The organism is Cellulomonas sp. URHD0024, from assembly GCF_000426185.1.
GTDB lineage: Bacteria > Actinomycetota > Actinomycetes > Actinomycetales > Cellulomonadaceae > Cellulomonas.
Window position 1 is genome coordinate 71,399 of record NZ_KE384506.1, and the last position, 14,884, is coordinate 86,282.

The 14,884-nt window shown below is 69.3% G+C and carries 14 protein-coding genes; 12 read left to right on the forward strand and 2 right to left on the reverse strand.

The window, feature by feature from the left end; translation table 11 throughout:
- The first annotated feature begins 2 nt into the window (after window positions 1-2).
- From I847_RS25010 to hisF, 10 genes are all read left to right on the forward strand, one after another.
- Window positions 3-1,082 (forward strand): glycoside hydrolase family protein, encoded by a 1,080-nt coding sequence (locus I847_RS25010; protein ID WP_051275116.1) that lies wholly within the window; start codon window positions 3-5, stop codon window positions 1,080-1,082.
- A 452-nt stretch (window positions 1,083-1,534) separates the two neighbouring features.
- Window positions 1,535-3,091, forward strand: a complete 1,557-nt coding sequence (locus I847_RS25015; protein ID WP_231384309.1) for a glycosyltransferase — start codon at window positions 1,535-1,537, stop codon at window positions 3,089-3,091.
- Window positions 3,088-3,819 (forward strand): HlyD family efflux transporter periplasmic adaptor subunit, encoded by a 732-nt coding sequence (locus I847_RS0119980; protein WP_028051115.1) that lies wholly within the window; start codon window positions 3,088-3,090, stop codon window positions 3,817-3,819. The genes I847_RS25015 and I847_RS0119980 overlap by 4 nt, the downstream gene beginning before the upstream one ends.
- Entirely contained in the window at window positions 3,816-5,837 is a 2,022-nt protein-coding gene (locus I847_RS0119985) for a glycosyl hydrolase (RefSeq protein ID WP_028051116.1), read from the forward strand. Before I847_RS0119980 ends, I847_RS0119985 begins: the two co-directional genes overlap by 4 nt.
- Before the next feature lie 294 nt (window positions 5,838-6,131).
- The gene (locus I847_RS0119990; protein WP_028051117.1) at window positions 6,132-7,796 is read left to right on the forward strand and encodes a lectin; all 1,665 of its coding nucleotides are present in this window, start codon (window positions 6,132-6,134) and stop codon (window positions 7,794-7,796) included.
- 70 nt (window positions 7,797-7,866) lie between these two features.
- Window positions 7,867-8,793, forward strand: coding sequence for an ATP-binding cassette domain-containing protein (locus tag I847_RS0119995; protein WP_028051118.1), 927 nt, complete (start codon window positions 7,867-7,869; stop codon window positions 8,791-8,793).
- Window positions 8,790-9,599 (forward strand): ABC transporter permease, encoded by an 810-nt coding sequence (locus I847_RS25020; RefSeq protein ID WP_034611346.1) that lies wholly within the window; start codon window positions 8,790-8,792, stop codon window positions 9,597-9,599. The genes I847_RS0119995 and I847_RS25020 overlap by 4 nt, the downstream gene beginning before the upstream one ends.
- Window positions 9,599-10,417: an ABC transporter permease gene (locus I847_RS0120005; RefSeq protein ID WP_034611348.1), complete on the forward strand. Its 819-nt coding sequence runs from the start codon at window positions 9,599-9,601 to the stop codon at window positions 10,415-10,417. Before I847_RS25020 ends, I847_RS0120005 begins: the two co-directional genes overlap by 1 nt.
- A gap of 46 nt (window positions 10,418-10,463) precedes the next feature.
- A complete protein-coding gene (gene hisH / locus I847_RS0120010) occupies window positions 10,464-11,084 on the forward strand; it encodes an imidazole glycerol phosphate synthase subunit HisH (protein WP_028051120.1) in 621 nt (206 codons plus the stop codon).
- Complete coding sequence (gene hisF / locus I847_RS0120015) at window positions 11,074-11,868, forward strand: imidazole glycerol phosphate synthase subunit HisF (RefSeq protein WP_028051121.1); 795 nt, start codon at window positions 11,074-11,076, stop codon at window positions 11,866-11,868. The genes hisH and hisF overlap by 11 nt, the downstream gene beginning before the upstream one ends.
- Window positions 11,869-11,971: 103 nt before the next feature.
- On the opposite strand, the gene I847_RS25025 is transcribed toward hisF, so the two are convergent.
- Window positions 11,972-12,841, reverse strand: a complete 870-nt coding sequence (locus I847_RS25025; RefSeq protein WP_196804635.1) for a hypothetical protein — start codon at window positions 12,839-12,841, stop codon at window positions 11,972-11,974.
- Between the two features lie 131 nt (window positions 12,842-12,972).
- Here I847_RS25025 and I847_RS0120025 point away from each other — a divergent pair, with 131 nt between their 5' ends.
- Both I847_RS0120025 and I847_RS0120030 read left to right on the forward strand, forming a co-directional pair.
- Window positions 12,973-13,512, forward strand: a complete 540-nt coding sequence (locus I847_RS0120025; protein ID WP_028051122.1) for a peptidylprolyl isomerase — start codon at window positions 12,973-12,975, stop codon at window positions 13,510-13,512.
- Between the two features lie 7 nt (window positions 13,513-13,519).
- A complete protein-coding gene (locus I847_RS0120030; RefSeq protein ID WP_028051123.1) occupies window positions 13,520-14,416 on the forward strand; it encodes a rhomboid family intramembrane serine protease in 897 nt (298 codons plus the stop codon).
- 109 nt (window positions 14,417-14,525) lie between these two features.
- Here the strand turns inward: I847_RS0120030 and I847_RS0120035 are convergent, their stop codons facing one another.
- Window positions 14,526-14,774, reverse strand: coding sequence for a cell division protein CrgA (locus tag I847_RS0120035; protein ID WP_028051124.1), 249 nt, complete (start codon window positions 14,772-14,774; stop codon window positions 14,526-14,528).
- Window positions 14,775-14,884 lie beyond the last annotated feature (110 nt).

Genomic DNA, 14,884 nt, shown 5'->3' on the forward strand with positions numbered 1-14,884 from the left:
GCATGCTCCCCGCCTGGACGATGTCGCGCCGTCGGCTCATCGCGCTCCTCGCGGCGTTCCTGCTGCTCGGCGTCGGCGCGGGGCTCGTGCTGGTGCCTCGGTCCTCGGCGGCACCGGAGGCCGCCTCGACGGGTCACCGGGGGTCGGACACGTCACCACTCAGGGCGTCCAGCGCGTCGACACCCGCGGCCACGGCCTCGTCGGCGCCCCAGACGACGCCACCGCCACCCACGACGCCAGCCGCCACCGGGACGGTGCCGACGCCGACGGCCGGGACGCCGACGACGGTCGTGAAGCCCCCGGCCGCCCCGCCCAAGGCCGCGCCGGCCCCTCCGCGGGCCGCGCCACGTCCACCCGCGACCCACACGGCGAAGAAGGGCGTCGCCACGTGGGAGTTCACGGGTGCGACCGCGGCTCTGAAGGACGTGGGCGTCGGCTGGTACTACAACTGGTCGACGTCGAACGCCTCCATGCCGGCCCCGTCGGGCGTCGAGTTCGTGCCGATGATCTGGGGTGCGTCGAACGTGACGCCGGCGGCGCTCGGGGCACCGGGGTCGACGCTGCTCGGCTTCAACGAGCCCGACATGGGCGGCCAGGCGAACATGACGGTCGACCGCGCGCTCGAGCTCTGGCCGCAGCTCCAGGCGACGGGCAAGCGGCTGGGCAGTCCGGCGGTGGCCTGGGGCGGGGATCGCGCGGGTGGCTGGCTGGACCAGTTCATGAGTGGCGCCAAGGCCCGCGGTCTGCGCGTCGACTTCATCACACTGCACTGGTACGGCTCGGACTTCGGACCTGACGCCGTCGACCAGCTCCAGCGGTACGTCGCCGGCGTCCACGCGCGCTACGGGCTGCCGATCTGGGTCACGGAGTACAGCCTGATCAACTTCTCGGGCAGCCCGAAGTTCCCCACCGACGACCAGATGACGGCGTTCATCGCGTCGTCGACGGCGATGTTCGAGTCCACCCCGTACGTCGAGCGGTACGCGTGGTTCGGGCTGCCGGCTCTCGAGCCGGGGACGGGTCTGTACAGGGACGGATCGACGCCGACGCCCGCCGGCGTCGCGTACCGCGCCGCGGGTTAGGCGCACGGCACCCGGAGCTTCCGTGTGTCCCACATGCTGGAACGTGCGGCAGAAAATGGGCGGGAAGTGCGGGCCCGGACCGGGCCGGAGGACTGCAGCCTGACCAGTGCGAACAGGACATCCCGGACGGTCTTGACAACGATGCCGTGATCGGGGACACAGCGTCCCCGCCTGGACAGGTCCCGCCCGGGTCGCCGTACCGTGGATACATCCACCGCAGCCGAAGGTCCTAGAAGAAGGCCCGGCTGGCGGACCCGGCAACCGCGTCGTCGCGACCCCGACACGGCTGCGGCCGAGTCCGGGCGTCGATCGATATCTCACGTCGACGCCGTAGGAGGATCCCCGTGGCTACAACCTTCGATCGGCTTCTGGTCGAGCCGCGCACCACCGAACTACCCAGCACGCCACCGTCTCGCAGCGCCGAGAACGAGTCGGCCCAGAGTCCCTCCCTGATGCTTCTCGTGCTCCTTGCGAGCGCCGGCATCCTGATCTACGCGGCGTTCCTGCTGAACCCCGCCAACCGCGGCGACTGGCTTCCGTACGTCATGGTCATCGCGGCGGAGACGATCCTCGTCGTGCACGCGTTGCTGTCCATGTGGACCGTGCTGTCGAGCGGTCACGACCCGCGCAACTTCGCCTTCCACCACGCCCAGGACCAGATGTACGACCTGGCCGCGATCATCCGCGAGAAGACGGAACGCGAGCCCCACCGCTGGGCCATGTACCTCAACGACCGCCCCGTGAAGGTCGACGTCTTCATCACGACCTACGGCGAGGACCTCGAGACGATCCGCCGGACGGTCACGGCAGCAGTGGCGATGCACGGCGAGCACGACACCTACGTGCTCGACGACGGGCGTTCCGACGACGTCCGCCACCTGGCGGCCACGTTGGGGGCCCGGTACATCCGCCGGCTGTCCACCAACGGCGCCAAGGCGGGCAACATCAACCACGCGCTGTCCCTCACGCACTCCGACCTGTTCGTGGTGTTCGACGCGGACTTCGTGCCGCGGCCCGAGTTCCTGCGCGAGACCGTCCCGTTCTTCGCGTCGAGCGACGTCGCGTTCGTGCAGACGCCCCAGGCGTACGGAAACCTGCACACGCTCGTCTCCAAGGGGGCCGGCTACATGCAGGCCGTGTTCTACCGGTTCATCCAGCCGGGCCGGAACAGGTTCAACGCCGCGTTCTGCGTCGGCACGAACGTCATCTTCCGTCGGGCCGCGATCGACACGGTGGGCGGCATCTACGCGGACTCGAAGTCCGAGGACGTGTGGACGTCTCTGATGCTGCACGAGAAGGGGTGGAAGACGATCTACATCCCGACCGTGCTTGCCGTCGGCGACACGCCCGAGACCGTCGAGGCGTACACGAAGCAGCAGCAGCGCTGGGCGACCGGCGGGTTCGAGATCATGTTCACGCACAACCCGCTCTCGCCGAAGCGCAAGCTGACCATGGACCAGCGGCTGCAGTACACGGTCACCGCGACGCACTACCTGACCGGCATCGCGCCGCTCCTGCTGCTGCTCGTTCCGCCGCTGCAGATCTACTTCGACATGACGCCTGTCGACCTGACGGTCACGCCGCTGACGTGGGCCCTGTACTACGCCGGGTTCTACGTGCTGCAGATCGTCGTGGCGTTCTACACGCTCGGGTCGTTCCGGTGGCAGACCCTTCTGCTCGCCGCCGTCTCGTTCCCGATCTACGTCCGTGCCCTCATCAACGCGATGTTCAAGCGTGAGCAGGTTTGGCACGTCACCGGGCGCAAGGGCGCCTACCGATCCCCCTTCGCGTTCGTGATGCCGCAGGTGCTGTTCTTCGAGTTCTTGCTCATCACGACCCTTGTAGGGATCTGGAAAGACATCAACAACGGGACGCTGAGCCTGGCCGTCGCCTGGAACGCGACGAACACGCTCATCCTCGGAATCTTCCTCGCAGCCGCCTGGCGCGAGGGCCACCACGGTCGGCTCGAAGCGCGGGCCGCCGCTCGACGAACGGAGGTGACCGCATGACCTGGGGAAGCCGAATTCGACTGATGGTCGGCGTGCTGCTCGTGCTCGCCGTGGCCGCCGTCGCTACCTTCAAGCTGAACGAAACACGTGGGCACGTCGCAAGCGACTCTGCCCAGATCATGGCGCGCACCTACACGGTGGGCACGCCGTACGAAGGCCTCGTGGCCGCTCAGAACGTCGAGGTCGGGGACACCGTCCACAAGGGCGACCAGCTGTTCGTCATCGACTCCTCGTCGTTGGACTACGACCGCGCCCACGGGCTGGTGGGTGACTCGATCGAGGGCACCACCTTTGACGCCGACGGTCGGCTGGTCATCCTGGCGACCGACGACGGCACGGTCACCGAGGTGGCCGCCGACGGTGGGACCTTCGTCCGGGCATCGGGCGACCTGGCCACCGTCGAGCGGACCGGGAGCCTGTACGTGCAGGCGCAGTACACGCTGTCGCCCAAGCAGTACGCCCGCATCCCGGAGTCTGCGCCCGTCAAGATCGAGCTGCCCGACCAGCACACCGTCACCGGACACGTGTCGCAGGTGAAGGTGCAGACGGTCGACGGCAAGGCACAGGCCGTGATGACGGTGACGGCCAAGGACCTCACGGAGGGCTCCCGCAACGGGTTGGTGGTGGCCGGCGCACCGGTCCAGGCCGAGCTCACCCTGCACAACCGTGGGGTGGTGACGACGGTCGCCGGCTCGGTCTCGAGCTATCTGAAGGGGGTGTTCGGATGAGGCGCGGACTCCTTGTAGGTGGTGCTGTGGTCGTGTCGGCGGTCGTCGCGGGCGCTGCCGTGATGGTGACCAACCACGAGTCGACGGCGACGGACGCCACCCACGCTGCGGCGGTGCCGTCCGTCAACACCGCCGCCCTCGTCGGAGCGGTCCCGGACAAGTCCGTCGCCAAGATCGACCCGGTGCGGCTGGCCTCCGGGGTCGTCCCGCCGACCAACCGCTGGTACAGCGGCCTGGTCTTCGGTGACGAGCCGCAACCGGTGTTCGCGGAACCGCTCTCGTTCGGGCTCACCGACTCAGGCTTCACGCTCGGACTGCCGGACCCGACCGTCTCCGAGAAGACGATCATCGCCCCGCACGTGCCGGCGCTGACCATCGACGTCGGCGCGGCGAGCGCGCAGGTCACGAAGGCCGACCCGGTGAGCGTCACGATCGCGCTGCTCGACGGATCCGGCAAGACCCTCGGGGACGTCGTCCTCGCAGAAGGCTCGCCGTTCGTCAGCTTCACCGCGTCGACCGACGTGAGCGCCCGGACCACCGGCGGGACGTTCCAGGGGAAGCCCGCCACGGCCCACGTGGGCGACACGGACTGGGGCCTGGTGGGCGGTACGACGAAGAGCGGCACGACGGCTCTGACCAAGGGGCAGTCCGCCACCTGGTACGCGCTGCCCGCCAAGGCGTCGTCCAAGGCGAAGTCGGTCCTGGCCGACGCCGCCAAGGATCCCGTCACGGGTGTGGACGTGGCGTACGCGGTGGACGGTGACACCGCACGAACGAGCCTGACGTACCAGTCCGACGGGAAGGGTGCCTACGTGCTCATGCCGCACCACCGGACCGGTGACCAGCCGAAGCGCACGGACTGCGGCCTCGGGACCTACCCCAGCGTGTACGGAGACCTCGAGCTGTGCGCGGGGTCGACCCTCACCTCGTACGCTCCCAAGGTCACGCCGGCAGGCGCGTTCGATCTCGACGGCATCACCGACGACGAACGCGCGGCGATCACCTCGGCGGTGACCGCGGACGTCGCCGCGACGCCGGCGTTCCCCTCCGACACCTACTTCGGGGGGAAGGCGCTGAACCGCGCCGCCACTCTCGTCGTCCTGGGTGAGCAGCTGGACGTCGACGTGGCAGACCTCCGCACCAAGACCGAGGACGCGTTGCGCGAGTGGGCGCAGCCGAATGGCTGCACCGAGCGCGACGCCCGGTGCGTGGTGTACGACCAGAGCGCACGGTCGGCGATCGGCCTCACTGCCTCGTTCGGGTCCGACGAGCTCAACGACCACCACTTCCACTACGGCTACCTGCTGTCGGCGGCCGGGCTCCTCGCTGACGGCGATCCCCAGCTGGCATCGGATCTTGCACCCGTGATGAACCTGCTCGCGCAGGACATCGCCGCCGCCAAGCCCAGCAAGCAGCTCCCTCAGCTGCGCTCGTTCGACCCGTACGCCGGGCACTCGTGGGCCTCCGGGACGTCACCGTTCGCGGACGGCAACAACCAGGAGTCCTCGTCGGAGGCCGTGAACGCCTGGAACGGTCTCGGGCTGTGGGCGCAGGCCTCCGGGCAGGACGCGCTGGAGACGGAGGCGACCTGGCTCGCGTCCACCGAGTCGTCGACGGCACGAACCTACTGGACGGACCCGAAGCTGCCGGAGGGCTTCGACCACCGGATCGTGTCCCTGAACTGGGGCGGCAAGCGGGACTACGCCACGTGGTTCAGCCCTGACCCCGCCGCGATCCTGGGCATCCAGCTCATCCCGATGGGACCCGTGCAGCGGAACGTCGGAGACGGGGTGGATCCCGAGCAGATCCGGTCCTCGGTGCAGGAGGCGTCACCCGACGGGTTCGGCGTGCAGTTCGGCGGCTACCTGCTGGAGTACCTGGCGCTGGCCGGGGCCGACGACGCCGCGACAGCCTGGACGGAGGCGTCGAAGCTCCCCGACGTCGCGATCGACGACGGGACGTCCCGTGCGGCCACCCTGGCGTTCATCGCGGCCGCCCGGGCCCACCCGATGGGCTAGCGCGGCACCGACCACCCGACGACGCGGGACACCACCAGGTGTCCCGCGTCGTCGTCGTTCCGGGATCGCGCGGCGCCGCGGGCGCTCGGAGGCTGGGGGCTTGTCGACGATTCACGGGTATTTGTCCAACTCTTGCTTCACCCCCTGGGGCTGCGCCAGACTGCCAACGCCCGGGGGGGCCGACGCCAGCGGCGCGGTCCAGGTCACCGTCCAGCCGTGACCTCAGGGGCACACCAGTTCCTCAGCGCTCGTCCGCCGAGCGCTGCATCCATCCCATCGCAAAGGAGCGAGCCAGTGGCTGTCACGCGTCGAACCTTCCTGCGGGTCGCGGCGGCGGGAGCGGCGGTCGCCGCGGTGCCGGTCGCCGGTGCCGAGCTCTCCGCGACCCGTGCGGCGGCCGCGAGCCCGCCGGGTGACGTCGTCGGCAAGGTCACGGTCGGCTATCAGGGCTGGTTCGCCGCGACGGGGGACGGGTCGCCGATCAACGGGTGGTGGCACTGGTCGAACAACTGGGGTCAGGCGCCGAACCCGGCCATCGGGTCGGTGGTGTCCTGGCCCGACATGCGCGAGTACACCCGCGCCTACCAGACCGGCTACGCGGCGTTGGGCAACGGTGAGCCGGCCCGCTTGTACTCCAACTACGACCAGCAGACCATCGACACCCACTTCGCCTGGATGCGGGACTACGGGATCGACACCGCGGCCCTGCAACGGTTCAACCCCACCGGTGGGGAGGGCCCGACCCGGGATGCGGTCACCGCGAAGGTCCGCACCGCCGCGGAGGCCACCGGCCGCAGGTTCTACATCATGTACGACGTGTCGGGGTGGACCGCGATGCAGTCGCAGATCAAGAGCGACTGGACCACCAAGATGTCGCCGTACACGGCGTCCCCGGCCTACGCCCGGCAGAACGGCAAGCCGGTGGTGTGCATCTGGGGGTTCGGGTTCAACGACGACGGGCGCCCGTTCACCCCGGCGCAGTGCCTGGACGTGATCACCTGGTTCAAGGCCCAGGGCTGCTACGTCATCGGCGGCGTGCCGACGTACTGGCGGGAGGGCATCAACGACTCCCGTCCCGGGTTCGCCGAGGTGTACCGGGCGTTCCACATGCTGTCCCCGTGGATGGTCGGGCGCACCGGGGACGTGGCCGGGCTGGACTGGTTCTACGCGAACGTGAACACCCCCGACCAGGCCGAGTGCACCGCCCGGGGCATCGACTACCAGCCGTGCGTGATGCCCGGCGACCTGTCCGCGGGGCACCGCAAGCACGGCGACTTCTACTGGCGGCACCTGTACAACATGGTCCGCGTCGGCGCAGCAGGCCTGTACGTGTCGATGTTCGATGAGTACAACGAGGGCAACCAGATCGCCAAGACCGCCGAGACCAGCGCGTGGCAGCCCACCAACTTCACCGGCCGCGCCCTGGACGAGGACGGCACCGCCTGCTCCTCGGACTACTACCTGCGCCTCACCGGCGACGGCGGCCGCATGCTGCGCGGCACCCTCCCCCTGACCGCCGTCCGCCCCACCCAACCCGTCGTCAGCGGCCCGCCACCGTCGACGACGACCACGGTCAGCCTGCGCGCCCGCGTGAACAGCAGGTACGTCGCGGCGGAGAACGCTGGTGCGTCCGCGCTGATCGCGAACCGGACCGCCATCGGTCCGTGGGAGACCTTCGACCTGATCACCAACCAGGACGCCAGCATCAGCCTTCGGGCACACGCGAACAACGCGTACGTGACGGCCGAGAACGCCGGTGCCGCGGCCCTGATCGCCAACCGCACGGCCATCGGTCCCTGGGAGAAGTTCGACCTGATCCGCAACGCAGACGGCAGCGTGAGCCTCCGGGCACATGCGAACAACGCCTACGTCACGGCCGAGAACGCCGGCGCCGCAGCGCTGATCGCCAACCGCACGGCGATCGGCACGTGGGAGAAGTTCGACCTGGTCTCCGGATGAGGCTGCCGGACCCCGGTCTGACGATTTTTCCCTCGGCGGGTGTCACAGGGCGCGTCTAGGTTTGTTCGCTGTGAGCGCCCCCGTCATCTCCGCGACCGGTCTGACCAAGCGCTTCGGGGACATGGCGGCGGTCGACGGGATCGACTTCGAGGTGCCGCCCGGTGAGGCGTTCGGGCTGCTCGGGCCCAACGGCGCGGGCAAGTCGACGACCATGCGGATGATCGGCGCGGTCTCCGCGCGGACGGCCGGTGACCTGCGGGTGCTGGGCCTGGACCCCGACACGCACGGGCCGGAGATCCGGTCGCGGCTCGGCGTGGTGCCGCAGGAGGACAACCTCGACACCGAGCTGACCGTGCGGGACAACCTCATCGTCTACGGCCGCTACTTCGGTATCTCTCGGGCCGTGGTGCGGACCCGCGCCGACGACCTGCTGGCGTTCGCCCAGCTGGAGGACAGGAGCACCGCCAAGGTCGACGACCTGTCGGGTGGGATGAAGCGCCGGCTGACGATCGCCCGCGCGCTCATCAACGAACCCCGCATCCTCATGCTCGACGAGCCGACCACCGGCCTCGACCCGCAGGCCCGGCACGTGCTGTGGGACCGGCTGTTCCGGCTGAAGGAACGCGGCACGACCCTTGTGCTCACCACGCACTACATGGACGAGGCCGAACAGCTCTGCGACCGACTGGTCGTCGTCGACAAGGGCCGGATCATGGCTGAGGGCAGCCCGGCGCAGCTGATCCGCCAGTACTCCACCCGTGAGGTGGTGGAGCTGCGGTTCGGGTCGGACCACAACGCGTCCGCCGCGGAGAAGCTGGCCGGGGCGACGGAACGGCTGGAGCTGCTCCCCGACAGGGTCCTGCTGTACGCCGACGACGGCGAGGCCGTGCTCGAGCGCGTCAACCACCTCGGCCTGCACCCGACGACGAGCCTGGTGCGACGCTCCAGCCTCGAGGACGTGTTCCTGCGGCTCACGGGCCGGAGCCTGATCGAATGACGACCGCCCCGGAGAACCGGACTCTGCGGCACGGTGCCTGGTACGTGGCAGAGCACCACTTCCGCGCCATGCGCGCGTACGCCTGGACCAACGTCGCGACCGGTGTCGGCAACCCGGTTCTCTACCTGCTGGGCATAGGGCTCGGGCTGGCGACGTTCCTCGACCAGCCGATCGCGCAGGGGACGGACGGACCGGTCAGCTACGTCGTGTTCGTCGCGCCGGCGTTGTTGGTGACCTCGGCGCTCACCGTCGCGACGAGCGAGTTCACCTATGCGGTGATGGCCGGCTTCCGGTGGCGCCGGGTGTTCTGGGGCATGAACGCCTCACCGGTGGAACCAGGTCAGATCGCGACGGGCCTGATCCTCGCCGTGTCCATCCGAATGATCCTGACCACCGCCGTCTACTACGTGGCCATGGTGGCCTTCGGCGCTGTCGGTGACCCGTGGGGCGCGGCCTGGATGCCGCTCGTCGGCGTGCTCGGTGGCATGGCTTTCGGACTGCCGCTCATGACGTACTCGGCCACGCTCACGCAGGACAAGGGGCAGTTCGCGCTCGTCAACCGGTTCGTCGTCACTCCCATGTTCCTGTTCTCGGGCACGTTCTTCCCGCTCACCGCGCTGCCCCACTGGCTGCAGTGGATCGGCTGGGTCTCGCCGCTGTGGCACGCGAGCGAGATCGGGCGCTCGATGTCGTACGGGCTGCCGCCGGGGAGCTGGCCGGTCGGCTGGCACTACGCAGTGCTGGTCGTCTACGCGGTGACGGGCTGGGTGCTCGCCCACCGCGTGTTTCGACGGAGGCTGCGCTGATGGCGGTCGACGTAGACGCAGCCCGTCGTGCCGGCAGCGTCGGGGCGCTCTACGCGCGCAACGCCCGGTCCGTCGTGGCGCGTGGCCTGCTGGCGACCCGGAGCACGAACTGGCCCGTCATGCTCTCGGGCTTCTTCGAGCCGGTGTTCTACCTGTTCGCGATGGGCGTTGGCCTGGGCACGTACATCGGCGACGTCGAGCTGCCGTCGGGGCAGACCGTGACCTACGCCGCCTACATCGCTCCCGCCCTGCTCGCGGTGAGCGCGATGAACGGCGCCGTCTACGACTCGACGAACAACGTCTTCTTCAAGATGCACTACGGCAAGCTCTACGACGCGATGCTCACCACGTCCCTCGGGCCGCTGGACGTCGCACTCGGCGAGATCCTCACCGCCCTGCTTCGCGGTGGCGCGTACGCGGCCGGGTTTCTCACGGTCATGCAGGTCATGGGCCTCAATCTCGCCTTGTCGGCTGTGTTCGCCGTCCCGGCGGTCCTGCTGGTGGCCTTCGGGTTCGCCAGCGTCGGGATGGCCGTGACCAGCTACCTCAAGACGTTCCAGCACCTGGAGTGGGTCACCTTCGTGATGCTCCCGATGTTCCTGTTCTCCGCCACGTTCTACCCGGTGACCGTCTACCCAGGCTGGCTGCAGGGCATCATCAAGGCGCTCCCGCTCTACCAGGCCGTCGAGCTCGTCCGCGGCCTGACGCTCGGCGTGCTGGACTCGCAGCTGCTGGGGCACGTCGCGTACTTCGTCGTCATGATCGCGCTCGGTCTGACCTTCACGACGAGGCGGCTGCGCACCCTGTTCCTCGGGTGATGGACGCCACCCCGGGAGACATGGTGCCCGACGATAGAATCGACCAGTGATCGGGATCATCGACTACCGCACCGGTAACTCCCAGAGCGTCTCCTACGCACTCGGCCATCTCGGTGTCCCGCACAAGCTCGTCACCAAGCCGTCGGAGTGCGACGCCGTCGACAAGTACATCCTCCCGGGCGTCGGGTCAGCCGGCGTGACCATGGAGTCGCTGGCCGCCGAGGGCTGGGTCGGCCACCTGGGCGAGAAGGTGCTGGGTGACAAGCAGGGGTTCCTCGGCGTGTGCGTGGGGCTGCAGGTCCTGTTCGAGCACAGCGCCGAGGACGACCAGGAGTGCCTGGGCTGGATCAAGGGCACCGTCCGGCAGTTCGACAACACCGAGGTCCGCGTGCCGCACATGGGCTGGAACACGGTCGAGGTCCGCGGCGAGCACCCGCTGGCCCAGTCGTTCACGCCGGGCGGGTACTACTACTTCGTCAACTCGTACTACGCGGTGCCGACGGACCCGGACGCGCTCGTCGGCGTCACCACGTACGGCCAGCCGTTCGCCGCGGCCGTCGCGCAGGACAACATCATGGCGACGCAGTTCCACACCGAGAAGAGCGCGCGGGCCGGCCTGCAGGTGCTCAAGGCCTTCTGCGACCTGGAGGTCTCCGTTGCTCGCTAACCGACTGATCGCCTGCTTCGACGTCAAGGACGGGCGCGTCACCAAGGCCCAGCAGTTCCAGGACAACATCGACGTCGGCGATCCCGCCGAGCTGGCCGACCGGCTGTACCGGGACGACATCGACGAGATCGTCACCTACGACATCATGGCGAGCGCGCAGAAGCGGCAGATCGACCTGGACATGGTCCGTCGGATCGCCCACCGCACATTCGTCCCGTTGACCGTCGGCGGTGGCATCCGGTCCCTCGAGGACATGCACCTGGTGCTGCGCGCCGGCGCCGAGAAGATCAGCATCGACTCGATGGCCGTGCGCAAGCCCGAGATCATCACGCAGGGCTCCAAGGAGTTCGGCCGCCAGTGCATCGTGCTGAGCATGCAGGTCAAGCGCGTCGAGAAGACGGCGGCCATCCCCAGCGGCTACGAGATCGCGATCGACGGCGCCCGCACCTTCACCGGGATGGACGCCGTCGAGTGGGCTCGGCGCGGCCAGGACCTGGGAGCCGGCGAGATCGTCGTGAACAGCATCGACCGTGACGGCACGGGCGAGGGCTACGACCTGGAGATCACGGGCCTGATCACCGAGGCGGTGTCCCTGCCGGTCATCGCGTCCGGCGGTGCCGGCCGGATCAGCCACGTGAGCGACGCCTTCTCGATCGGCGCCACGGGGGCCATCGTCAGCTCGATGCTCTACTCGCCGCGGGTCGAGCACAACCTGACCGTCGAGGAGATGAAGGAGCAGCTGGGCGAGCAGGGCGAGCGGGTCCGGCCCGTGCACAGCGCCTGACGGCTCCGCCTCGGCCTCGGCTCGCGACGAGGGCGAGCTGCCGGAGACAGAGAACGACCCCCGGTCCGACGGATCCCGGGGGTCGTTCTGCGCGGACGGACCGTCAGATCTCCGGCGCCTGCTCCGGTGCCTGCTCCGGCGCCGCTTCGGGCGACTCGTCGACGGGCGCGGGTGCGGGCTTCGGCGCGCGGCGCGTGACCTTCTTCGTCGCGTCGACCACCTTCTCGGACAGGTCCTCGGTGGCGTCGACGACCTTCTCGCTCAGCGACGCGGTGGCGTCGCTGACCTTGGTGGCGGCGTCGCTGACCTTGCCGGCCGCCTTGCGGGCACCGGCGACCGCGCTCCCGGCGGCTTCCCCGACCGCGTCCGCGGCGTCGGCCACGCGGCCGTGCACGTCGTGCTCGACGGGCTCCCACGGCTCGGCCCACGGGTCGACGGTCGAGCGCGTCCGGCTCCAGGCCACGACCCCCGCGCCGACGGCGAGGAGCGCGGCGACCAGCCAGAACACCTTCGCGCCGGTGTGCTTCTTCTTCGACTGCTCCGCGGCGGCCGCCGCGACGGCCGCGCTCGCCAGGGCTGCCCTGTCGCCCGCCTTGTCGGCTGCCTTCTCGGCGAGCTCGCCGGCCTTGGACGCGGCTTGGTGCAGCGCCTCGACGACCTTGGGCAGCACCTCCTCGACCAGCTTGTCGTGCGCGTTGTCGATGGCGGGCCCCGCGGCATCCGCAGCGGCCTCCACCTTGGGGGCGGTGGCTTTGACCGACTCCTTGTACGCGTGCTCGAGGCGTGGGAGGAGCCAGTCGATGAACGCCTCCACCTTGGGGGTCGTCCAGTCCTTGGCCTGCAGCGCCGCCTCGCTGGCGGTCCCCTTGGCGCTCTTGGCTGCGTCGGCGATCGCGGCGCCCAGGTCTGCGGCCTGGTCCTTGATCTTCTCCGTATCGACGTCGATGTTCGGGCGGCTCTTGGTGAACGGCATATCGGGCTCCCGGCTCGTCGGCTGCACTGACCTCACACTCTGCCACCGCGACGGCACCTGCGCAGGACCGCTGGCCTGCACATCTGCGGTTCACAGGCGATCCGACCGATGCCGCGTGCCAGACTGGGGACATGTTTGCGACCTTGCACACGACCGCCGGCGACATCCGGATCGAGCTCTACCCCAACCACGCACCGAGGACGGTGGCCAACTTCGTGGGACTCTCCACGGGGAGCCAGCCGTGGACGGACCCGACCACCGGTGAGCAGCGCACGGACCCGCTCTACGCGGGCGTCGTGTTCCACCGCGTGATCGCCGGATTCATGATCCAGGGCGGTGACCCGTTGGGCACCGGCCGTGGCGGCCCGGGCTACAACTTCGACGACGAGATCCACCCCGAGCTGACGTTCAACCAGCCGTACCTGCTCGCCATGGCCAATGCCGGCAAGCGTCGGGACCCCGTCACCGGCAAGGACGGCGGCACCAACGGCTCGCAGTTCTTCATCTCCGTCGGTGCCACCGAGTGGCTCAACGGCAAGCACACGATCTTCGGCAAGGTGGCGGACGACGCCAGCCGCGCGGTCGTCGACACGATTGCCAGCACGAAGGTCCGCCCCGGCGACCGTCCCGTCGAGGACATCGTGATCCAGTCCATCGACATCGAGGACTGAGACCGCCATCAGCGAGACGTCCCCCTACGGCGCGCAGGCCGCGCCGCCGGTCTGCCCACGCCACCCCGACCGGGTGTCGTACGTGCGGTGCCAGCGGTGCGGCCGGCCGACGTGCCCGGACTGCCAACGGGCGGCAGCGGTAGGGATCCAGTGCGTGGACTGCGTCGCGGAGGCCGCACGGGCCCTGCCGACGCAGCGCACCGCGCTCGGCGGCGTGATCCGTCCGGGGCGGCCCGTGGTCACCCTCACGCTCATCGGGCTGTGCGTGGCCAGCTTCATCCTCCAGCTGGTGGTGCCCGGCTGGACCGAGCGCTGGGCCTTCTCCCCCTATGCGGGATTCCACGAGCCCTGGCGCTTCCTGACCGCGGCGTTCCTCCACTCGCAGACTCTCTACCTGCACATCGTCTTCAACATGGTGGCGCTGTGGTTCGTCGGACCGATGCTGGAGCAGGTCCTCGGACGGATCAGGTTCCTGACGCTGTACCTGCTGAGCGCCGTCGGCGGCTCGGTCGGTCTGGTGCTGCTGACCGCCAACCCCCACCTGCTCGTCGCCGACCCGGAGCTCATCCTCCGGTCCAGTCTCGCGCAGGCGAGCCTCGGCGCGTCCGGCGCGGTGTTCGGGCTGTTCGGCGCGGCGCTCGTCGTGACGCACAGGCTGGGCGGCGACTACCGCGGGATCATCGGCCTGATCGTGGTCAACTTCGTGATCGGGTTCATCGCGCCGGGCATCGCGTGGCAGGCGCACCTCGGAGGCCTCGTCACCGGTGGTCTGCTCGCTGCGGCCTACGCGTACGCACCCAAGGAGCGCAGGACGCTCGTGGCCCTCGTCGCGCCGACGGTCCTTGTCATCGCTCTCTTCGTCGTGGCGACGCTGAAGTACCAGTCGTTCGGCATCTTCTTCTGACCGGTCGGCGCAAGTTACACCGCTGTAGTTGTCCACAGACTTGTGCACCGCTGGGGACGACGAAGGCGCCGCCCACACGGGTGTGGACGGCGCCTGTCGATCAGCGGGCTCAGTGCCAGCGGGTCGTCATCCCGAAGCCGCCGAGGATGAGGACGAAGCCGATGGCCAGGTTCCACTGGTCGATGCCCGGGATCGGGTAGTCGGACTGCGTCAGGTACGTGACGACGATCCAGGCCAACCCGACGAGCATCAGGGTGAGCATGACGGGAAGGAACCACGGCGGGTTCGTCTTCGGGCCGGACGACTTCGCGGGCGGCGGGACATACGCGGCCTTCTTGCGTGAGCTCGACTCAGGCACGTCGTGTACTCCTGTCCAACGGGTGCGCGGCGCGTGGGCCGCGAGGAGACCGAGCGGGGGACGACTCGGTCGGCGGGCGGGCGATCATTGGTGCGTCGAACCCGCATCGT